The sequence below is a fragment of the Fundicoccus ignavus genome, from assembly GCF_009659375.1.
GTDB lineage: Bacteria > Bacillota > Bacilli > Lactobacillales > Aerococcaceae > Fundicoccus > Fundicoccus ignavus.
The window spans coordinates 1-21238 of the sequence record NZ_WJQT01000007.1 but is presented as its reverse complement, the minus strand read 5'-3'; the positions used below and the strand labels follow the sequence as shown (position 1 = coordinate 21238).

Genomic DNA, 21238 nt, shown 5'->3' with positions numbered 1-21238 from the left:
GGTGACCTATGACTGTATTAACCGTTGAAGTACCAAACACTGCAACTCACTATCCCTTGAAGATAGAAAAAGGTTTAATGGCCCACGTTGCTGAGGAAATTAAAAACGTCTATACAAATAAGAAAATTGTGATGATTACAGATACAAACGTCCATCAGTTGTATGGCGCCAAGTTAGAACAACAGTTGACAGATTCAGGCTTTGAGGTGAAGCTTTTGGTGCTTGAAGCTGGCGAACAGACCAAATCGATCACTAGTTTGATGGGGATTTATTCTGAACTGACTGCCTTTAACCTGACACGTAGTGATTTATTAATTGCCTTGGGTGGCGGTGTGATTGGTGATTTAGTCGGTTATGCGGCAGCAACCTACCTCAGAGGCATTGCTTTTGTTCAAATTCCAACAACACTGCTAGCGCAAGTAGACAGTAGCGTCGGTGGGAAAGTGGCCATCGATTTACCCGAAGGCAAAAATTTGGTTGGCGCTTTTTACCATCCAATCCTTGTGCTGATTGACCCGAATGTTTTACAAACATTAACAGACTCAGCCTTTAATGATGGCATGGCCGAAGTAATTAAATACGCCTCCATCCAGAATATTAACTTTTTTCACCAATTGGCAAGTTATCAATCGCGTGAAGCAGTCATGGCTGAGATTGAACAGGTCATTGAATTTTGTTGCTCAATGAAGCGTGACTTAGTGCAAGCGGATGAAAAAGATACCTCTGAGCGCATGTTGTTGAACTATGGGCATACGGTAGGTCATGCGATTGAAGCGTTCTACCATTATAAAGGCTATACGCATGGCCAAGCGATTTCCATCGGCATGATTGCGATAAACCGGTTAACCGAAGCCGCGGGCATTAGTCGCAAGGGCTCGACCGCTGTTGTTAAAGCTTTACTTGAACAGTATCATTTGCCGACTGAATTAGCCGATCCGGCCGATTACGCTGACATATTACCTTTAATTAAGCTAGACAAAAAGAATATTCACAATACATTAAATGTGGTCGTTTTAAATGAAGTGGGTGCGGCGAAATTACTAAAAACCGACTCAGACTTCTTTGGACCACTCTTGAAAGGACACGACATAAAATGACCGATTTGTTAATTAAGCCGGCCAAATTAAAAGGCAACATTCACATTACACCCTCTAAGAGTATGGCGCATCGCGCCGTGATTGCGGCCTGCCTAGCTGTCGGCGAAAGTGTGATCGATAACATCGAATTATCTGATGACATCATCGCCACAATTGACGGTATGACCGCTTTCGGTGCTAAAATCCAGATTGAAGACGCTGCAGGTCGCAAACGCTTGTTGATTCAAGGAGTCAAAGCTGATGCTAAGCATTCAGACCGGGTGATCGATGCGAATGAGTCTGGTTCAACACTGCGTTTTCTGATTCCAATTGCCACCTTATTTGCAGGTGAAACGCGTTTTGTTGGCCGGGGGAAATTAGGCAGTCGGCCACTCGATCCATTTGAGGAAATATTTAATGCGCAAGGCCTGAAATTTGAAGCTTCCGCGACCGAACAGTTAGATTTAACAGTCGAAGGACTGTTAAGGGCTGGGCGTTATGAAATGGCCGGCAACATCAGTTCACAATTCATCACCGGCTTATTGTATACCTTGCCTTTATTGGCGGGTGAATCAGTGATTCAGATTACGACTGAATTGGAATCGATTGGCTATATTGAATTGACGCTTGATGTGTTGAAATACTTTGGCATTGGGATTATCTTTAATAAAGCCGAACGACAATTTATTATTCCGGGCCAGCAAGTCTATCAGGCGCGCAATTATACCGTTGAAGGTGACTACTCGCAGGCTGCGTTCTTTTTGAGTGCCGGTGCTTTGGGCAATGATGTGACGGTGACTGGTTTGCAGGCCGATTCGAAGCAGGGTGATCGTGGGATTACAACGATTTTAGAGCAGCTGAATGCGGTGGTCACAACGACCGATAGGGAAGTTTTCGCTAGGGCAGAGAGTGAGGGCCTCAGTAGTGGTGAGCTGACAGTGATTGATGGGGCCCAAGTGCCAGATATTATTCCGATTAGCGCGCTGGTGGCGTGTTTGAGCCAGGGACGGACCGAGATTGTTAATTTAAGTCGTTTGCGAATTAAAGAGAGCGACCGTTTGGAAGCAACTAAGAAAGAGCTGCGTAAATTGGGTGCGAAGATTGAGGTTGTTGGTGACACCTTGCAGATTGAAGGCGTGCCTAGTTTGACGGGCGAGGCTATTGTCTGGAGTCACAAGGATCACCGGATGGCGATGATGTTAGCCATCGCTAGTACGGTAGTCGAGCAGGATATTATTATTAAAGATGCCGAATATGTCAGTAAATCATATCCGACATTCTGGCAGGAATTTGAATCATTAGGAGGACAAGTCAGTGAGTGGCATTTGGGGGAATAATTTAGAAATTTCTATTTTTGGTGAATCACATGGTCGAGCGATTGGGGTGACACTCAGTGGTTTGCCAGCGGGGTTTAAGATTGATATGGATGAAGTCTTGGTTGAAATGGCGCGTCGTGCACCGGGGCAGAATGAGTTGACGACACCGCGTAAGGAAAAAGATGAACCGGATATTGTGAGTGGTGTCTTAGATGGGATGACGACCGGAGCGCCTTTAACGGCTTTGGTTTGGAATACGAATACGCGTTCTGTAGACTACAGTCAAATGAAAAAGTTGATGCGTCCGGGCCAGGCTGATTATCCTGGGAAAGTGCGTTATGATGGCTTTAATGATTACCGCGGGAGTGGGCATTTCTCTGGTCGAATTACGGCACCACTAGTTTTTGCAGGTGCGATTGCGCAACAATGGTTGCGTCAAAAGGGCATTGTGATTGGCTCACACATTCAGTCGATTGGCTCGGTTGAAGATGAGCGTTTTGAGAGTCAGGAAGCAGTGACTGCTGAACAAGTTGAGCAATTGAAATCGGTTCAGTTACCTGTCTTTGATGAATCGAAGCGTGATGCGATGACGCAAGTGATTTTAGATGCGAAGGCTGACCTGGATTCGGTCGGCGGGATTGTCGAAACCTTTGTGTTGGGAATTGATGCTGGCTATGGCAATCCATTTTTCGATTCAGTTGAATCGACCTTAGCACATTTAGTCTTTGCAGTTCCGGCGACGAAAGGCATCGAATTTGGTGCTGGCTTTGACATTACCCGCATGCGTGGGTCCGAGGCTAACGATTCATACTACTATGATGAAAATGGTCAGATAAAGACACGGACGAATAATAATGGTGGCATTCTTGGTGGGATTACTTATGGGATGCCAATTGTTTTTAGGACAGCGATTAAGCCGCCTGCGTCGATTGAGAAGAAACAGGAAACGATTGATATCGAAGCGGGAGAAAATGCTGATCTGGAAGTCTTTGGTCGCCATGACCCTTGTATTGTGCCGCGCGTCTTGCCCGTATTGGAGGCTGTGACAGCTTTAGGCTTGATGGATCTGATTTTAGGGCGGGATAAAGCTTAGGGGATTGTGGTTGGTTGGGTTGGGTTGGGTGAGCTAGCTACTGGCTACTGAATCATTGTTCACTGCTTAGGTGAGTAAGTAAAACATGGCTGAGTGGTTAGGTCAGCCACTAAATCTTTACAGGCTGTCTACTTAGGGTGTTGAAATTTAGCTGAAGAGCTGGCAGAACCATTATTTTTTAACTTAATTAGGTAAATGTTAGTAATATTAGCCAGATCTAGCTCATTTCCATTATGGGATGTAGATAGGACTGGCTTTATTTACTGTATTCTTTAAAAGCTTAGGAACAAATTTGACCAAATAGATGCCCTTTCAAAACAACAAAGAAGGCGCTCGCTTTGCTGTCTCGAAAGTCGATAGAACGCTGGATTGTAAGGGATAGTGACTGTTTCTATATTTTGTTATGCAATGTCTAAAGAAGATGTCTAAAATGGGAAAAACAGTGATAGGGTAAATAGTGAATCGTAAGCCCAAGGGGTCAGGGGTCACGCCGACAGATTTTTCGAATCTTGGAAAAGATAATACAGGCCGCCAAAGTATTTATAAATTGGAAAAGTGGCATGTCGATTGGGAATGGAATGTATAAAAACCCAATTACAATGAGCGTTTAAAAAGAGAAATACCAGTGGAAGCTGCGTTGGTTGCGGAGGCCTATGCCAGAAACCCGATGGGTAGCGTTCGTATTTTGCAAGAGGAGAAGTCGTTAGAATGACGCAAAAAAAAACACCAGGACAATTTACTTGCTCTGGTGTTTTTCGTCTGCTGGAAAATTTTAATCTTTTCTTTTTAATAAGCGCAGGCCGTTGAGAATCACGAGTATTGTGCTGCCTTCGTGGAAGACGACGCCGAGGGGCAGGTCAAGCCAGCCAATGATGTTCAGCACAATCAAGGATACGATGACGCCGATTGAGAAGATGATGTTTTGTAAGATGATGCGGTTGAGGCGGTGGCTGAGTTGGTAGCTGTCATACAATTTGTTTAAATCGTTTTGGACAATGACCACTTCGGAACTTTCCATTGCAATCGATGAACCGCTACCCATTGCTATCCCGATTTCTGCGTTGGCCAGAGCGGGAGCGTCATTAATCCCGTCACCAATCATGCCGACCGATAAATCTTTGGCTTGGCTTTCTTGAACAAATTTTATTTTATCTTCTGGTGATAGGTCAGCATGGAACTGTTCGATGCCGACTTCTTCTGCAACTTTTTGAGCAACTTCATGGTTATCTCCCGTTAACAAGACAAGTTCGACACCGCTGTTTTTAAAGGCCTGGACGGCTTCTTTGGATTCAGTGCGCACTTGGTCGGCTAAGTTGAAATAGCCAATGATTTCTTGGTCGCGGCCGACAAAAACTGATGTGTAACCTGGTTGACGTTTTGAGCGGATTTGGCGAGGGTCAGAATACTCATCAAAAGCAGCTGGTTTTCCTACGAGCAGTTGACCTTTTCTCAAACCTTTACCTGAGACTTCCTCGACACTTTCCGCTTGATTGACTTGGTCTAGTTCAATATCTGGGAAGGCAGAAATGATGGCTTGGGCAATCGGGTGACTTGAAAATTGTTCCATATAGACGACTTCTTGAATAGTGGCTTCATCGGCTTCGTAAGCGACTACTTCGAAATCCCCATGCGTTAAGGTACCGGTTTTATCAGAAAACAGAATATCCATGCGACTAAGTTCTTCCATGGCTGCGCCACCTTTGAAGAGCACGCCGTTTTTGGCACCGTGACTGATGGCACTTAAAGTAGCTGGTGTTGCGGAAGCCACTAGGGCACAAGGGCTAGCTACAGTTAGGAGGATCATGCCACGATAAAAGGCTTCAGAGAAATTCTGGTTTTGGAAATAGAGGATGGCAATGAATATTGGAACAGCTAGTAAAACCGTAATAACGTATTTACTTTCAAAGCGGTCAATAAATTTAGAAATTTGTGACGGGCGATTCTGTGCTTCGTCGACCATGCGGATGATGTTAGAGAAGATTGTTTCAGAGCTGAGTTTGCTGACGCTTAAATGGAAGGCATTGCCTTCGTTAATCGTTCCAGCAAAGGCTTCTTCACCAGAGACTTTTTCAACTGGGATTGACTCACCGGTTAGGGCGGCCTCATTGACTAGGACTGAGCGGTCGACGTAGCCATCAATCGGAAGCTGGGCTCCGCGTGCTACGACTACTCGGTCGCCAAGTGCTAGTTCTTCGGTCGTGACTTCGATCACATCACCATTGTCTTTGACGAGTTGGGCTGTGGTAGGCACTTGCCCCATTAATTCTTCAATGGCTTTCGTACTTTTACCGGTCGCAAATTCTTCGAGCGCTTCGGCTGCAGCAAAAATAAATAATAACATGGCACCTTCGGACTCATAGTGGATGAGGCTGGCACCTAGGGCGGACAGAATCATCAGTAAATCGACGTTTGGCGATTTATTCTGGAGGGTGTCCACCACGGCAGCTTTAGCCGCAAAGAAACCTAAGAAGAAAATAGCCAAGTAGAAAACATAGGGATTGGCAGGATGACCCGCAAACAGTAACAAGAAACCTGTAACTAGAAAGAGTGTGCCGATTAATAAAAAGCGGCCTTGCAAATTAGTGAGTAGATAACGAAACATTGAAACTCCCCCTTTGTATTTAAAATGAGTAATCTTATTTAGAATCATTCCATTGTAACTAGTATAATGTATTTGTGAAGAAATCACAAGGGGATTATGGTTCCTATTTTGGCATAAAAAAAATGGGCTGTCTGTTTAGACAACCCGCAGGTGTTAGGCGTTCGTTTCGTTTTCGTTGATTGAGCCGATAAGGACGTAGAAAAAGAGGGCAAAGGCGATCGTTAGGACAATGTGGCCAAGGCCGGCGATGCCTGAAAAGGCGGCGTGTGGGGCGTTGCCTAGTTCTACGTAAATGCCGTGAGCCAGCATGGTGAGTGTGCTGACGCCGACTCCGATGTGGTATGTGAGGTAGAATTTGTTGAAGTGTGGATGTTTGTGGATATTGAATAATTTCGCAAAAATGAGTACGAATAAAAAGACGAACATCCCCAGGACAAAGGCGTGCGTGTGAACGACGCTGAGTTGACTGTCTTGGGCTTCACCTACGACGTTAATCATGCGAGGGAATTCCCGGTAAAAGAGTCCGGCGGCTAAACCAAATATCATATAAGCTAAACTTGAATAGGCAATTTTCTTCATTAAATGACCTCCATTTTGTCTGTTATCTCCTTTTTATTTAATGAATAGGAGGGCGTCTCAAACGATGAGCCGCTGCCGTTTATAGTTTAGCAAATTGGTGACAGGTTTTCACTAATTAACTGACGGTTTTTTTGCATGTTTGAGTGTTTCTTTTTGAAACTTGACGGCCGTCAAGGATGACTGGCTAATCTGCCGGTATAGTTATAAGTGTCAAGAGGGCAGTGGCTCATCAAATTAAATTAAAAAAGGAGACGGTCTATTATGCAAAGTGCAGTGTTGAGAAGTAAAAATCAGATTACGTTACTAAGTGGGATATTAATTGTGTTGGGGTTCTTCGGTCATTTCGTGTTACATAATGAGCTGGTGTTTCTCGTATCATTCGTGATTGCTTCAATTATCGGGGCAGCGCCGATCGCCATTCAGGCGTATCAAGCCTTAAAGGTGAAGGTAGTTAGTATTGATGTGTTGGTGACCATTGCGGTGATTGGGGCTTTTCTGATTCAAAACTTTGAGGAGTCAGCGATTGTAACCTTCCTGTTTTTATTCGGTTCTTACTTAGAGCAACGGACCTTGAATAAAACACGTTCAGCGATTAAGGAATTAACTGAGATGGCACCGGAGAGTGCTTGGAAGCAAATGGCGAATGGTGAATTTGAAGAAGTTGATGTTGATGAGGTCGACGAAGGGGATATTCTACTCGTTAAAACAGGGGCGAAAGTGCCAGTTGATGGGACTGTTCTAACTGGGGAAGGGCACATTAACGAAGCCAGTATTACAGGTGAAGCGGTGCCGGTTACTAAGTCGATTGATTCTGGTGTCTTTGCAGGAACGATTCTTGAAAACGGAACGATTCAAATTCGTGCCGATAGAGTCGGAGAAGATACAACGTTTGGACGCATCATTGAATTAGTAGAGGAAGCGCAAGATTCTAAGTCTGAAGCAGAGCGTTTCATTGATCGTTTCTCTAAACATTACACACCAGCAGTGTTGGTGATTGCCTTTATCGTGTGGTTAGTTACGCGTAACGTCGAATTAGCGATTACGGTCTTAGTTTTAGGTTGTCCAGGGGCATTAGTCATTGGGGTGCCGGTATCGAACGTTGCGGGTATTGGAAATGGCGCTCGTCATGGTGTCTTACTTAAAGGGAGTGAAGTGATCAACGACTTTAGCCGAGTGGAAACGGTTGTTTTTGATAAGACAGGAACCTTAACGATCGGAAATCCTGAAGTGGCTGAGAAAGCATTCTATGGAGAACGTACAGAAGAAGCAATTGGATTTTTAGCAAGTGTCGAACGTGAATCGGATCATCCGTTAGCAAAAGCGATTCTGAAAGAAGTGGGCGAGGTAGACTTTTCGCCGGTTGATGAAACTGAAGTCGTTAAAGGTGGCGGGATTGTGGCCTCTGTCGGCGGACACCGTGTGGCAGTTGGGAATGTTTCCTTAATGGAAGCAGAAGGTGTGGTCTTTGATGAGAGTGCAAGGGCAGATGTTGAGTTGTTTGAAAAGAGAGGGAATTCTTTAGTCTTAACGTCAATTGATGGCAAGTTAGAAATCCTAATGGGCATCCGTGACCAAATTCGTCCAGGTGTCAAAGATGACTTAAACCAGTTGAAAGCTTTAGGCGTGAAAAACTTGGTGGTGTTATCAGGTGATAACCAAGGGACGGTTGATCTGGTGGCTGAAGAGTTAGGTTTAACTGAAGCACATGGTCACATGTTGCCGGAAGATAAATCAGCCTATATTGCTAAGATGCAAGCAAAAGGTGAGATTGTCGCCTTCGTAGGTGATGGGGTGAATGATAGTCCGTCGCTGGCATTGGCTGATATTGGGATTGCGATGGGAAGCGGAACGGATGTCGCGATTGAAACGTCGGATGTCGTCTTAATGAATTCAGATTTTAGTCGTTTGCCACATGCGTTAGGTTTAACGAAGGCTACCGCACGAAACATGAAGCAAAACATTGCCATTGCAGTGGGGGTTGTTTTCTTACTACTGGCCAGTCTCTTGTTCAGTGATTGGATGAATATGGCGATCGGTATGTTAGTTCACGAAGGCAGTATCTTAGTCGTTATTCTAAACGGGATGCGCTTATTGAAGTATGAATTGAAGGCCAGAGGCAAAGAAGTCAGTCAAGCAGCGTCTTTAGGAAAGACAACAACCGTTACTGAAAGTAAATAAAGTGAATATTCTTGACGGCGATCAAGTTAATTAATCAGAATCACTCGTATAATTAAAGTATCAAATAAAAGAAAAGGGGAATTTATTATGAACTCAGCAACTATCCAATTAGAAACGTTATCTTGTCCATCATGTCTACAAAAAATCGAAAGCGCGGTTAAAGGTTTGAACGGGGTCGACAAAGACAGTGTTAAAGTAATGTTCAATGCCAGCAAGGTTAAAGCCCAATTCGATGAGGATCAAGTTTCTTTAGAAACGATCAATCAGGCGATTGAAGATTTAGGTTATGAAGTATTGAAGTCTAAAGCCAGAGCGGTTTAAGCAAGTATTTAGGACGCTAGGCTTTTAGGAAAGTTAAATAGGTGACGGAGCGAAGGCGGAAGCCTTCGCTTTTCTTTTGTGCCATGGGTCATTTTATTGATGGCTGTCAATTTTTTTATTAAGTGTCTTGGTTATGATTGAGGGGTAATTAATTATGGAATTCGGGAGGATTTAGTATGAAAATTTGGCAGAAGGTTGTGGGTGCTGGCTTGTTAGTCTTGCTGGCGGCTTATGTGTTGGGTGGCTGGTATTTCGGCGAGCATTTCCATGCGAATACATCGTTTGCGGGCGTGGATGTCAGTTACTTGAAGGAGCCTGAGGCCCAGGAGAAGGTTCAGCGGGCTTTGTCCGAGCGGCCTTTAAATGTCGTGGAAGGTGAGCGCGCTTGGGGAACGGTGACTTATCAAGCTTTGGGCGTTGAGGTCGAGGCGGCTGAGGCGCTGGCGGACTTGAAGCAGGCCCAGGAGGGGTCTAGTTGGCTGGCAAGTTTCTTTGGGCGCAGTGTGCTGGGCGTTGAAGCGGAGGCTGGCGAGGTGGTGTCGCTGGATTTCGAGCAGGCGAAGCAGGCTTTAGGTGAGTTTGAAGGTTTTTGGCGAGAGCGCGTGGCATCTGAGGATGCGGAGATTGTGTTTGTTGAAGGCGAGGGCTACCAGATTCAAGCGGATCGTTTAGGGACGCGTTTAGATGAGGAGCGTTTGCAGGCACAGTTACTTGAAGTCGTCGAAGCGGGCGCTTCGATGGTCGATTTGAGTGCATCTTATCAGACTGCTGAAGTGACGCAAGCAGATGAGGCTTTGACTGAGCGTTTGGATCAGATTCAAGCAGCGACGTCGATGTCGATTACATTGCAGATTGCTGGCTATGAAGAAGTAATCACGCCGGAGATGATTTCAAGTTGGTTGATAATCGATGAGGTGACAGGGGAGCTGTACTTTGATGAAACGCTTATTTATGAGTATTTAGGTAGCTTGAATGAGGCCTATGCAACTTATGATGATTATCGTTATTTCGAGAGTACCTTGCAAGGCGGGGTGCAGTTAGTGCCGGGGACTTTAGGCTGGTCGATTGATCGCGAGAGTGAGCTGGCTTGGATTTTGGAGGATTTATATGCCGGTGAGTCGGTGGTGCGTGAGCCAATGATTGTAGGCAGCGGTTATAATGGGAGCTTAGACGATATTGGCTCTAGCTATATCGAAGTGGATATTCTGAATCAAACGATGTTTGTCTATCTAGAGGGTGAGCTGGTTCTATCGACGCCTGTTGTGACGGGGCAGATTGGGACAACGACGATTCCGGGCGCGTATTCGATTTGGAATATGGAGACACCATCTGAGTTGGTGGGTTATAATCCCCGCACGGAACGCGATTATGTGCAGCCAGTTCAGTATTGGATGGGCTTTGATGACACTGGTCAAGGGATTCATGATGCGAATTGGCAGCCTTATTTCGGTGGCGATGCTTATTTGACGAATGGTTCCTTGGGCTGTGTGAATACGCCACCTGATGTAATGCCTTTGGTGTTTGAATATGCTTATATGGGGATGCCGGTCATTGTCTTTGAGTAGTTGGCTGGCGTGAGCGTGGCTGTGTTGTGATAGAAGGATGGCGGAGGCGGGAGTCTTCGCTATTTTTGTGGAGTGGTTTGGTTTGGGGGCTAGCGGGGCTAGCGGACGAGGCAAGCTAAAGCCAGCGAATTCTATTCGGATGATATAGCTAGAAATAAGTGTCAGAAAAGTGTATGGTTAAGAAAAGGCTTGCGCAACACGGCGAGAGCCAAAACTCAGCAGGCTCAGACAATTAGGTTGAAGCGACTCGATCCTTTGCCCCAATCTATATAAAGGAAGGAATTTTTGATTTTTCTAAAAACTTGATGGTCGTCAATTTAATTCTGGCCACTCCGCGGTAAGATGTACTTAACAACTAAGGAGGAATAAATATGACAACATACAAAGAGTTTTTATTGGAAAATGAGGAAAAGTTAGACATGTACACAAAGTCCATTTCAAAGGTACATAGTCGTTTGCATCCAGAAGTTCATGAGGTGAAAGCACTATATGAAGAGCTGCTTGTGGCTGTGAAGAATGGTGAAGAAGCATCCGCATTGACACCAACTTTTGATCGTTTGGTTGAAGTGACGAGTGATTTTGAGATTCCATCGGATACGTGTGAAACTTTTAAAGCTGTGTATCAAGATTTAGAAAAGGCCAATGCCTTGTATCGTTCAGAAACTGTCGCATAAAGCCAAACAAATTTGTCAGCGAGGAGTGATCGAATGACATCAGCCATTATCCAACTTGAGTCGTTAGACTGTCCTTCTTGCCTTCATAAAATTGAAACGACCGTGAAAGCTTTAGACGGAGTTAGCCAAGAAGCCAGTCGAGCGATCTTTAATTCAAGAAAATTAAAAGTGACCTTTGACGAGCAGTTGATTCAACTGAAAGCCATTGAAGAAGCGATTGATGATTTGGGTTATCAGATTGAGTATGTGAAAGTGTAAGAAAATTATCAAAGAAAGTGATGTGACAGGATGAGTGAAGCTAAGCCCTACGCATGTATCCGAATTGTGCCGATTTTCAACCATTTAAAGGATGACATGATGGACAAAATAGGCCAAAAAGCCAGACACCGCCACTTAAAAAAAGGTGAGTATTTGTACCAAGCAGGTGACTCTGATGACAGTTTATACGTGGTCAATAAAGGGACGATTCGCGTGACCCGCATGGCCGCCAATGGGAAAGAACAATTGGTGCGCATGTTGTATCCGGGAGATTTTACGGGTGAGTGGACGATCTTTGACCAGGCGAGTGAACATGAAGAGTATGCTGAAGCAATCCGGGAAGCAAATGTTTGTATCATCAGCCGTGATGATATGAATGAGATTCTCGAAGAGCATCCAACCATCACACGCTTTCTATTGAAAGAAGTTGCCAATCGTTTAATGCAATCGGAGCGCCAGGCGATGACCCTGAGTACTGAAAATGTTTTGAGTCGTCTCGTTTATTTTATTGAACAGAATACTGATCCTGAATTAGGCACCCAACAAATCGTTAAATTGCCGATGGCTCGTAAAGATATTGCGGCTTATTTAGGTACAACACCCGAAACGGTGAGTAGAAAATTTAAAGAATTGGAAGAGGCGGGTTTAATCCTTCAATTGCCTCGTCGCGAGATTGAGGTGCTGGATTTAGACGCTCTTCTGATGGCAGGGGATAGTTAGTTTAGTCAGTGTTTTCAAATCGAAAAAGTCGAAGTCCTATTTTGCAATGCCTTGTTACCGAGTGTGGTGACAAGGTTCTTTGTGTTGTTTCGGGTATACTTGATGTAAAGCTTTAAAGGAGTGTGCTGAATGAAGAGGTGGTTGAGAATTTCCAGGACTATCATGTGATGGCTTACCCGTATGAGATCGCCTTTAATCGGGCGAGTGAAGGTTGGACCTTTGCATGGGATACCAAGGAGTTGATGGGCTATCGTGTGTTTTCGGACCAACTAATGGATCGAGCTGATTTAGCACTGACCGAAGCGGAAATTGAAGCGCTTCTGGCAAATGATGCGACGGTGCTGAATGATGTGATTGCTGCTTTTGGTGAAGACTGGCAAGGTGCTTTGACTTTACAAGATGGGGCTGAAGAAGAGAATTAGATGCACTTTTCTTGGCGTTATTATACGGATCGACCGGCCGGCTGGATAACGGTAACTACCGATGACTCGCTGAAAATCCTTGATTATCAGCTATCGGGCTTTTCACTAGACTAAAAGAAACATCAGAAGATTTGGCAGGTGTAGAAAACGCTGCCGAGTCTTCTGATGTTTTTGTATTTGCTGGATGGGGTAGTTGGAGGAGTGCTTGGTGGAGTCGTCTTGATTGGTTGTCCAACGGACCAAGTGTCGGGGTAGAGTCGTCCGGATAGCGTGACGATTAAATGAAAGAAGCGAGAGTGGATCTTGTATAAATCGTCCGACTAGTCAGAGTTGGACACCGCACGTCTTTTATCAGCAGGACTCCACTTTCTCCTCTTACGAAATAGTTGGGTTTTTAATTTCAAATAATTTTGCGATACATCTATGTATGCTAAGAGAATTTACTGTTTTTTTACTTAAAATCCAAAAGAGTGTTAGCTTCCTCACCAACACTTAAAATTTTTGAACCCTTTCGGCTAGAGATTAGATACAGCCAAAAAAACCACCCGTTCGTCGGGTGGTAGTAGCTGTGCCTAAAGGCTCAGAAATTATCTAGGCTGGGTGTTGGTGTTGCTTTGTCGCCGATCAGTGTGGTGGCCTATTTTGCATGGGGGTTAGTGGGCGACGTAGTGGCCTGGGGAAACTTCGGTTAGGCTAACGGTGTGTTGACTAGCTGGAACGGGGTCTTTCAACGTTTGATCACTGGCGCGGAATTGGGCGTCTAGGCGAGGGACGGCACTCAATAATTGTTGGGTGTAAGGGTGCAGTGGGTTGTTGTAAAGCTCGTTCGTTTCAGCAACTTCGACAATTTGTCCATGCTGCATCACGGCGACGCGGTCACTAATTTGTTTGACGACGGCAAGGTCATGGGCGATGAATAAATAGGTCAGACCCAGTTTAACTTGTAATTTTTGTAGTAGGTCAATGATTTGGGCTTGGATTGAGACGTCAAGGGCTGACAAGGGTTCGTCGGCCACAATGAAGTCAGGTTCGACAGCTAAGGCGCGGGCTATCCCGATTCTTTGGCGCTGGCCACCAGAGAATTCGTGGGGGAAGCGACTGGCAAAGCTAGCGTCGAGTTCGACGAGTGCCAATAATTCTTCGATGCGCTCTCGGCGTTGGCTAGCGTTTTTGACTAGGCCGTGGGTATCGAGGGCTTCGCCGATAATATCTTCGACTTTCATACGCGGGTCCAAGGACGCGTATGGATCTTGGAATATAATTTGCATGTCTTTTCGTACACGGAATTGTTCAGCGCGCGTCAACTGTTTCAAGTCGAAACCATGGAACATGACACGCCCACTGGTAGGTTCATATAATTGTAGAATTGCACGGCCTAAAGTCGATTTACCAGAACCGGATTCTCCAACTAAACCTAGCGTTTCACCGCGGTAAATGTCCAAGTCGACTTGGTTAACGGCTTTGACTTGTTGACCTTTGCCAAGGTCAAAGACTTGCTCTAATTTTTCAACGGAAATTAGAGGTTGAAGGGGGCTTTTGGCAAATTCTTCATTGTCTGATGCGACTGCCACCGCCTTATGCTCATCTGCTAATACCCCAATTTTGCGCGGCCCTTTCTCTTGCTCGATTCTAGGTACCGCATCTAACAGAAGACGCGTATAAGGATGTTGCGGATTGGCGAACAGCTCTTCAATTGGTCCTTGTTCAACAATGCGACCTGCCTGCATCACAATCACGCGTGTACAAATTTGTGCGACCACACCAAAATCATGACTAATTAACAAAACAGACAAACCCAACTCGGCTTGCAGTTGCTTAATCAAAGCGAGAATTTGCGCTTGAATCGTCACGTCTAAAGCCGTCGTCGGCTCATCCGCAATTAACAAACTCGGATTGGCAGCCAACGCAATCGCAATCATAATACGCTGACGCATCCCACCGGAAAATTCATGCGGATACAGTTTGAAACGCGCTTCCGCTTCCTTAATCCCAATCGCTTTCATTAGGTCAATCGCCTTCGCACGAGCAGCGCGCTTAGACATCGACTGGTGCAAACGCAACACTTCGACAATCTGACCACCAACCGTCATTGTTGGGTTCAAGGAACTCAACGGATCCTGGAAAATCATCCCAATCTCCTCGCCCAGAATACGCCGCATCGCACGCGGCTTCAAAGACAGTACATCCTGCCCCTTAAACGTAATTTCGCTAGCTGGAGTCAAACGCGCATTGTCAGGTAGTAAACGCGTAATCGAACGCGCTGTCATACTCTTACCACTACCCGACTCCCCAATAATCCCAACGATTTCTCCCTCAGCAACCGAGAAAGACACCTCTTTCAATACTTCCTGCAACTGATCCTCGCTCTCGAAACTCAGTCCTAAATTCTTAATGGATAAAATCTCAGACATCCTTAACACCTGACTCTCTTTTTAAATATACAGCGGTAATTATAACACACCAGCCATCCCAGCTAACCAAAACAGCCATTCGAAAAACCGAATACCAGCCATTAGAAATCCCCAAAACCATCCCCACCCAATAAGCAGTATAATAACGAGTGCAATTATCTGGAGGTGACACAATGAACAACGCATGGACAAATACTTACCAACACATGCACAGCCGCTGGCCCTACCGCATGGCCCTCTGGCTACTCGGCCTACCCCTACACATCGTCTTAATCGCACGCCGCACCACAACCCAAGACGAACAACAAGTAGACCTAACCCAACAACTAACCACCGAAGAACACAACAAACAACACTACTTCGGACAAAATAAGACTCAAGCACAGACCGCGAAAATCGTCGCTAAACGCCTCGCGCAAGTGAGACGCCAAGAACAAGGCGGCAAGCAAAGCCTTGCACAAACCTTTGGGCAAATAATGGCCAGCCGTGCCGGCTTCATCACAGCGGTTATCCTCGCTTGGCCAATGTTACTCTTAATGCAACTTTACCGCATGCCAATTTTACGCTACGTCATCGAGCGCTTAATCCAAATGGTTTTCGTTATTTTTGGCGTCACCTGGATCGTCTTTACCTTATTATATTTCTCGCCCTCAGACCCGGCGGTCAATATTCTAGGCATCCAAGCGACACCCGGACAAATTGACAACTTCAACCAGCTCTACGGTTTGAACGATTCTTATTGGATACAATTAGCGCGCACAATGAAAGGTGTCGCAACCTTCGATTTCGGCTATACCTATGTCGGGAACGAACTTGTGATTGACGCTTTATTGCGCCGCTTCCCAGTGACGTTACAAGTTACCTTTTTCTCACTCGGCATCGCATTAGTCATTGCGATTCCAGCAGGGATTTATGCGGCTGTCAAGGCGAATTCCTTATTCGATCAGTTCTTTATGTTCTTGGCCTTAATCGGCTTGTCGATTCCTACTTTCTGGCTCGGTCTGATTTTCATCTTTAATTTCGCTATCAAAAATCGTTGGTTACCAGCGACCTACAATCCTAGCAATCCTTGGTCTTTACTGATGCCAGCGATTGTCTTGGGAACAAGTCTAGCTGCAGCGGTGGCGCGAATGACTCGTGGATCAACACTGGAAGTCATTCACGAAGACTACCTATTAACAGCTCGCTCAAAAGGTTTATCGAATTGGCGTATTATTTGGCGCCACGTGATTCCAAATGCGCTGATTCCAGTCATAACAGTCATCGGGCTACAATTCGGTGGCATGCTGGGAGGATCAGCTGTAACAGAACAAGTCTTCAATATTAACGGTGTCGGGAGTTATATCGTTGAGAAACAGTTCGTGCCGGATATTCCAGCCGTACTCGGTGGTGTTATCTATATCGCCATCATCGTTTCGATTGTCAACCTAGTTGTGGACTTACTCTATGCGCTAGTAGATCCACGTATCCGTACATCCTTGAAGGGTTAGCATTGACCAGGTCAACACAAATTTTGTATATATAATAGAAAGAAGGAGAAAGTGGTGCTTACACAACTCACAACTTATACAGCGAACACCAAGCGCTATTTGCGCTTTGCGGCAGTCTTATCGGTCGTCTTTAGCCTAGGCGTATTGGCTGTTAATTTTAACCGCCAAGCGACTAGCTGGACCACGAATAGCCTGACTTTCTCGCTTATCCATCTAGCGCTCAGTCTGGCGAATGCCTGGGTCACTTATACGATCTTGAAGCAAGCCAATCAACATAAGACAGTCATTAGTGCTGATAATAAAATTCGTCGTGATGAAACGACATCACCAGCAACGATTCCAGCTTGGCACCGTCCATTGGGTGCGCTGCTCATGTTTTCCGTCTTGTTGGGGAATCCGTTTAATTTCATTAGTGGCGTGTTGTTGCTTTTTAGAAAAGTGCAAGCTTATCAATATTACTTGCTCTTTTCAGTACTAGTTGACTTAACAATACTAGTCATCTCACTGATCAATTTAACGAAACCAACGCTTAATCCGCAATTCTCATTTGGTATCGGCTTGTTAGTAACGAGCTTGGTCTTACACTGGTTATTGCTGCTAGTGAGTCCGAAACTCGCGCAAACTGAAACTGGCATCGGCTTTTGGTTAAGTATTCTAGCAATGGGATTATTGGCTTTGACGGGGAATGTTTTGTCGGCAGTGGCGGCTTGGTTGTTGTTCCGGACGCGTCAAGAAACGACGCGCCGTAGCATCTTAGCCAATATCGCGCGCCATGAAGTAGCGATGTTCGGCTTGTACGTTATCACAGTGATACTGGCTTTGGCGGTGACCAGCTATTGGACCTTTGAATATAGCTATGCCGTGGAGAATAACTATTCAGCGATTTTACAATCGCCGAGCTGGCTTTATCCACTCGGTACCGATAATTTCGGGCGCGATGTCTTTTCGCGTTTGGTATTCGGAGGACGCATTTCCTTGTTGGTCGGCTTGCTAGCAACCTTTGCGCCACTGTTAATCGGTGGTTTCCTAGGGGCAGTGGCCGGTTACTATTCGCACCGCATTGATCAGACGATTATGCGCCTGTTGGATATTCTCTACGCGATTCCAGGCATTCTGCTAGCGATTACGATTGTGACGGCCTTTGGTACGTCGACGCAAAACTTGATTCTGGCGCTGAGTATCGGGGGGATTCCAGGCTACGCACGGACTATGAGAGCGAGCGTCTTGCAAGTCAAGCAGATGGAATACATTGAAGCAGCTCACGCGGTCGGCGTTTCGGACGCGAAGATTATTCTCAAGCACGTCATTCCGAATGCGAGCGCGCCGATGATTATTCGCTCGTCTCTGACAGTTGCGACGGCGGTAATTTCGACCAGCAGTTTGAGTTACCTTGGCCTCGGTGTCGAGAGTCACATTCCGGAGTGGGGCAACATACTCCGCATCGGCAGTGACTACCTCGAAACCCATCCATACCTGGCGATTTACCCAGGTTTAGCCATAATTGCTTTAGTTTTATCTTTCAACTTCTTAGGTGACGGCCTGCGTGATGCACTCGACCCTAAGATGCAGAAATAAACCACCAATCGAAAGGGGTGAGGGCATTGAACATAGATGAAGATTGTTGTTGCACAGCCTCATTTCGCAAAATACTATGGGGAATCATATTTTGAAAAAAATAATCCAAAGGGAGAAATAAATCATGAAGAAATTTCTAAGTAAAGCAGTTCTATCTGCAACATTATTAGCAGGTGCCATTGTTCCTGCAGCCGCTAACCTACAGACAGCGAGCGCGCAAGACGCAGCCATTCCTGTCACAATTCTTGCTCAATCTTCTTCAGAGCAAAACGCCAACATCGTGCGTGACCAATTAACGAAAGCGGGCTTCCAAGTGGATGTCAGCTTGCAACCTGACTACGCAAGTTTCAATGCGCAAAAAGACGCGGGTAACTATGACCTAGCGATTTCAAGCTGGACTACTGTAACAGGTAACCCAGACTACGCGGTGCGTTCATTATTCATTTCAGGTGGTGACTACAGTATCATCAGCAACCCAGAAGTTGATGAGTTAATCGAATTAGCAGCTTCACAAACTTCTGAAGAATATGTGGAAACTTACAAGCAATTAGAAGAGGTGTTAGTGACTGAGAATGCTTATATCGCACCACTTTATACATCATTAAAAGCTCAAGCTTACAATCATGAGGTACTAAACGGTGATTCAATCCGCTTATCTAAGTCTCGTGCTTTTGCTTGGGAGCCAGTTTCATACAACGACGAATCGCTAAACACGACACGTCCTTTAGTCTTAACTCAAGAAATGGGCGACTTAACGTCATTAGACCCAATTAAAGGGAACGACGGTAGTATCAACCAGCTGAACACGAACATGTATGTACGTCTAATTAACTTAACAGACGACGACCAAATTACATCTGAAAACTCATTAAGCCACAATTTTGTGATTGCTGATGGTAATTTAGATTATTACTTTATTTTAAGAGATGACATTAATTTCGCGAAAATTGAAGACGGTGTTGCCGTAGACACAGGAGACTTAGTTTCCGCGGAAGATGTTATCTTCTCATTAAATCGTGCTAAAGATCCAGAATCAGTGCCAGACCACCGTACATACAGCTTGCACGAACATATTTCAGAAGTGAGTGTCGTGGAAGATATCGCTGAACTAGAAGCAGCTGTTGTTTCAGGTAGCGATCAAACGGTTAAAGAAGCTTTAGAAGTAGGTCTTGAAACACCAATTGCTGAATTAGTAGCAGCAGAAGCGGATGTAGACAATGCAGCAGGTAACTACCAAGTGGTTAAATTAACAGCAACTGAGCCTTTCCCACAAGTATTGAACTATCTAGGTCATCAATCAGCAGGTATCGTTTCTGAGCAACAAGTATCAGCTATCAACACTTACGATGTGGCTGCATATGATCCAAACTCAGATATTGCTTATGGGGACCAACGCGCAATAACTGAAGGTAGCACCTACGACAATCATCTATGGGCAAGTGGTCCTTATATCTTAGTGGATAAAAATGACTACCAAGCTAACTTCGTGAAGAACCCAGCTTATCGTCCTGATACAGACGCAGATGCCAACATTGAAGCAGTGACTGTTCGCTTTATCGGTGATGCAAGCAGTTCACTTTCGGCTTTACGTGCGGGAGAAGTAGACTTATTGTATAGCTTGAGCGAAGTTAACTACCCAATCGTAGAAGGTGAAGCGAGCTTAACGTTACAGTCAATTCCAAGTAACGGTGTCGCTTATATGTTATTCAACACGAACACACCAGGCCGCCCAGTTTCGGATAGTGTGAACTTACGTAAAGCAATCCTTTACGCAATTAACCAAGAAGAAATCAACGCAGCATACCAAGGCTTGAAATTACCAGCCTTCACAACACTTTCACCATTAGTGGAAACAGGCAACGCATTAGTTGCTGACCCGGCAAAAGTGGAAGAATTCTTAACAAACTACATTAACGAATAATCTCGTATCCTCGCTTATGACTCAAGCGAGGATTTTTTTGCATTAGAAGGGATTGGAAGTTTTATGTTGGTTTACCGTGCTTATTTTCGCTCAGCTTATTGTTATATCAAATAAAGTTACCCTAGCCGAAGGATCGCGAGAATCGTCTAGAAAGAGCGCTAATCTAGTCGAAGATCTGCGATAATCGTCTAGAAAGAGCGCTAAACTAGCCGAAGGTCTGCGAGGCTCGTCTAGAAAGAGCGCTAATCTAGTCAAAGCTCTGTGATAATCGACTAGAAAACTGGAGTAGCGAGACTTTTCGTAATTTGAAGTTGCTCGCGAGAGAGTCATTTTAATAATGATGCGATTTCTCAAAATCGCTACCTTCTGTATTGAAGCGTTCCTGAGGAACGCAACCTTTTGAAATGATTTTACAAGGTTGAATGGATGATTGAAGCAATGGCAGGGGAGCTGCTTAGGGTTGTGAATCAATCGTGCTCAAGTTTTTCAAACTGGGCCATGATATCACCCTAATCGTGCTCGAGTTTTTCAAACTGCGGCATGATACCACTCTAATTGTGCTCGAGTTTTTCAAACTGCGGCATGATACCACTCTAAAATGGACCCTATAGAATGGACAGTGATTTTTACGGCCTCATAAAAACATAGACAGCGTGGAATAAGATAGATATATTATCTGTACACTAATAAAAAGGCTAGCTTGTTTGAATAGACACAAGCGAATAAGGTGCTTGTTTTTTCAGACACTGCTAACTCGTCCAGCTTTTCTAACGGACACGTTCGACAAGGCCACATCTTTAGCTAGACAGCTAAATAAAAGCTTAGCGTGTATTTTATCAAGTATTTCATTATGAAGCATTTTAAACAAAGGAGTCCATACGATGGCCAAACACATATTAACACAAGAAACTATCGATCAATTAAGATTATCTCCTTATATCTTATCAGTCACACAATCGCAGATTCGTTACACTGACGAGTTAAGAGCGCTCTATTATCAACAAAAAGATCAATTTGAATCTGGGATTGACTGGTTA

At 44.9% G+C, this 21238-nt stretch carries 16 protein-coding genes and 1 pseudogene; 13 read left to right on the top strand and 4 right to left on the bottom strand.

All coding sequences use genetic code 11. From position 1 onward, the window contains the following. Positions 1-8: 8 nt before the first annotated feature. From aroB to aroC, 3 genes are read left to right on the top strand one after another with little or no spacing between them, the layout of a single operon-like run. A complete protein-coding gene (gene aroB, locus GF867_RS06350; protein WP_153832271.1) occupies positions 9-1097 on the top strand; it encodes a 3-dehydroquinate synthase in 1089 nt (362 codons plus the stop codon). Further along, entirely contained in the window at positions 1094-2413 is a 1320-nt protein-coding gene (gene aroA, locus GF867_RS06345; RefSeq protein WP_153832270.1) for a 3-phosphoshikimate 1-carboxyvinyltransferase, read from the top strand. The genes aroB and aroA overlap by 4 nt, the downstream gene beginning before the upstream one ends. Further along, the gene (gene aroC, locus GF867_RS06340) at positions 2391-3485 is read left to right on the top strand and encodes a chorismate synthase (RefSeq protein ID WP_366927777.1); all 1095 of its coding nucleotides are present in this window, start codon (positions 2391-2393) and stop codon (positions 3483-3485) included. Before aroA ends, aroC begins: the two co-directional genes overlap by 23 nt. A 772-nt stretch (positions 3486-4257) precedes the next feature. Here aroC and GF867_RS06335 read toward each other — a convergent pair. After that, positions 4258-6087: a heavy metal translocating P-type ATPase gene (locus GF867_RS06335; protein ID WP_153832269.1), complete on the bottom strand. Its 1830-nt coding sequence runs from the start codon at positions 6085-6087 to the stop codon at positions 4258-4260. A gap of 153 nt (positions 6088-6240) precedes the next feature. Continuing rightward, a complete protein-coding gene (locus tag GF867_RS06330; RefSeq protein ID WP_153832268.1) occupies positions 6241-6666 on the bottom strand; it encodes a DUF2871 domain-containing protein in 426 nt (141 codons plus the stop codon). A 261-nt stretch (positions 6667-6927) separates the two neighbouring features. Here GF867_RS06330 and GF867_RS06325 point away from each other — a divergent pair, with 261 nt between their 5' ends. From GF867_RS06325 to GF867_RS06295, 7 genes are all read left to right on the top strand, one after another. Then, positions 6928-8844, top strand: a complete 1917-nt coding sequence (locus GF867_RS06325) for a heavy metal translocating P-type ATPase (protein WP_153832267.1) — start codon at positions 6928-6930, stop codon at positions 8842-8844. Between the two features lie 87 nt (positions 8845-8931). Further along, positions 8932-9165 (top strand): heavy-metal-associated domain-containing protein, encoded by a 234-nt coding sequence (locus GF867_RS06320; protein WP_153832266.1) that lies wholly within the window; start codon positions 8932-8934, stop codon positions 9163-9165. Positions 9166-9614: 449 nt separating this feature from the next. Beyond that, the gene (locus GF867_RS06315; RefSeq protein ID WP_253940766.1) at positions 9615-10730 is read left to right on the top strand and encodes a L,D-transpeptidase family protein; all 1116 of its coding nucleotides are present in this window, start codon (positions 9615-9617) and stop codon (positions 10728-10730) included. A 371-nt stretch (positions 10731-11101) separates the two neighbouring features. Further along, complete coding sequence (locus tag GF867_RS06310) at positions 11102-11404, top strand: iron-sulfur cluster repair di-iron protein, ric (RefSeq protein WP_153832264.1); 303 nt, start codon at positions 11102-11104, stop codon at positions 11402-11404. Positions 11405-11437: 33 nt separating this feature from the next. Next, positions 11438-11662 (top strand): heavy-metal-associated domain-containing protein, encoded by a 225-nt coding sequence (locus GF867_RS06305; protein ID WP_153832263.1) that lies wholly within the window; start codon positions 11438-11440, stop codon positions 11660-11662. 30 nt (positions 11663-11692) lie between these two features. Then, on the top strand, positions 11693-12382 hold the full coding sequence (locus GF867_RS06300) for a Crp/Fnr family transcriptional regulator (protein ID WP_366927776.1): 690 nt from the start codon (positions 11693-11695) through the stop codon (positions 12380-12382). A 122-nt stretch (positions 12383-12504) separates the two neighbouring features. Then, positions 12505-12804: a hypothetical protein gene (locus GF867_RS06295; RefSeq protein ID WP_153832261.1), complete on the top strand. Its 300-nt coding sequence runs from the start codon at positions 12505-12507 to the stop codon at positions 12802-12804. A gap of 653 nt (positions 12805-13457) precedes the next feature. Here GF867_RS06295 and GF867_RS14485 read toward each other — a convergent pair. After that, complete coding sequence (locus GF867_RS14485) at positions 13458-14375, bottom strand: ABC transporter ATP-binding protein (RefSeq protein WP_436718601.1); 918 nt, start codon at positions 14373-14375, stop codon at positions 13458-13460. A gap of 39 nt (positions 14376-14414) precedes the next feature. Further along, positions 14415-15215: pseudogene (locus GF867_RS14480) on the bottom strand (ABC transporter ATP-binding protein); the annotation flags it as partial. 173 nt (positions 15216-15388) lie between these two features. On the opposite strand from GF867_RS14480, the gene GF867_RS06285 reads away from it, so the two are divergent. From GF867_RS06285 to GF867_RS06275, 3 genes are all read left to right on the top strand, one after another. Then, positions 15389-16705 carry an ABC transporter permease gene (locus tag GF867_RS06285; RefSeq protein WP_153832259.1) on the top strand — a complete coding sequence of 439 codons (1317 nt, stop codon included), beginning with the start codon at positions 15389-15391 and terminating at the stop codon, positions 16703-16705. Positions 16706-16759: 54 nt separating this feature from the next. Beyond that, complete coding sequence (locus tag GF867_RS14345) at positions 16760-18280, top strand: ABC transporter permease (RefSeq protein WP_216650272.1); 1521 nt, start codon at positions 16760-16762, stop codon at positions 18278-18280. 124 nt (positions 18281-18404) lie between these two features. Beyond that, a complete protein-coding gene (locus GF867_RS06275; protein WP_153832258.1) occupies positions 18405-20201 on the top strand; it encodes an ABC transporter substrate-binding protein in 1797 nt (598 codons plus the stop codon). Positions 20202-21238: the final 1037 nt, after the last annotated feature.

What these genes read in the sequence shown, in the direction of transcription:
- aroA (WP_153832270.1), top strand. Translation starts at nt 1,094, where the DNA reads ATGACCGATTTGTTAATTAAGCCGGCCAAATTAAAAGGCAACATTCAC.
- GF867_RS06325 (WP_153832267.1), top strand. Translation starts at nt 6,928, where the DNA reads ATGCAAAGTGCAGTGTTGAGAAGTAAAAATCAGATTACGTTACTAAGT.
- aroB (WP_153832271.1), top strand. Translation starts at nt 9, where the DNA reads ATGACTGTATTAACCGTTGAAGTACCAAACACTGCAACTCACTATCCC.
- GF867_RS06285 (WP_153832259.1), top strand. Translation starts at nt 15,389, where the DNA reads ATGAACAACGCATGGACAAATACTTACCAACACATGCACAGCCGCTGG.
- GF867_RS06330 (WP_153832268.1), bottom strand. Translation starts at nt 6,666, where the DNA reads ATGAAGAAAATTGCCTATTCAAGTTTAGCTTATATGATATTTGGTTTA.
- GF867_RS06320 (WP_153832266.1), top strand. Translation starts at nt 8,932, where the DNA reads ATGAACTCAGCAACTATCCAATTAGAAACGTTATCTTGTCCATCATGT.
- GF867_RS06275 (WP_153832258.1), top strand. Translation starts at nt 18,405, where the DNA reads ATGAAGAAATTTCTAAGTAAAGCAGTTCTATCTGCAACATTATTAGCA.
- GF867_RS06300 (WP_366927776.1), top strand. Translation starts at nt 11,693, where the DNA reads ATGAGTGAAGCTAAGCCCTACGCATGTATCCGAATTGTGCCGATTTTC.
- GF867_RS06305 (WP_153832263.1), top strand. Translation starts at nt 11,438, where the DNA reads ATGACATCAGCCATTATCCAACTTGAGTCGTTAGACTGTCCTTCTTGC.
- GF867_RS06310 (WP_153832264.1), top strand. Translation starts at nt 11,102, where the DNA reads ATGACAACATACAAAGAGTTTTTATTGGAAAATGAGGAAAAGTTAGAC.
- GF867_RS06335 (WP_153832269.1), bottom strand. Translation starts at nt 6,087, where the DNA reads ATGTTTCGTTATCTACTCACTAATTTGCAAGGCCGCTTTTTATTAATC.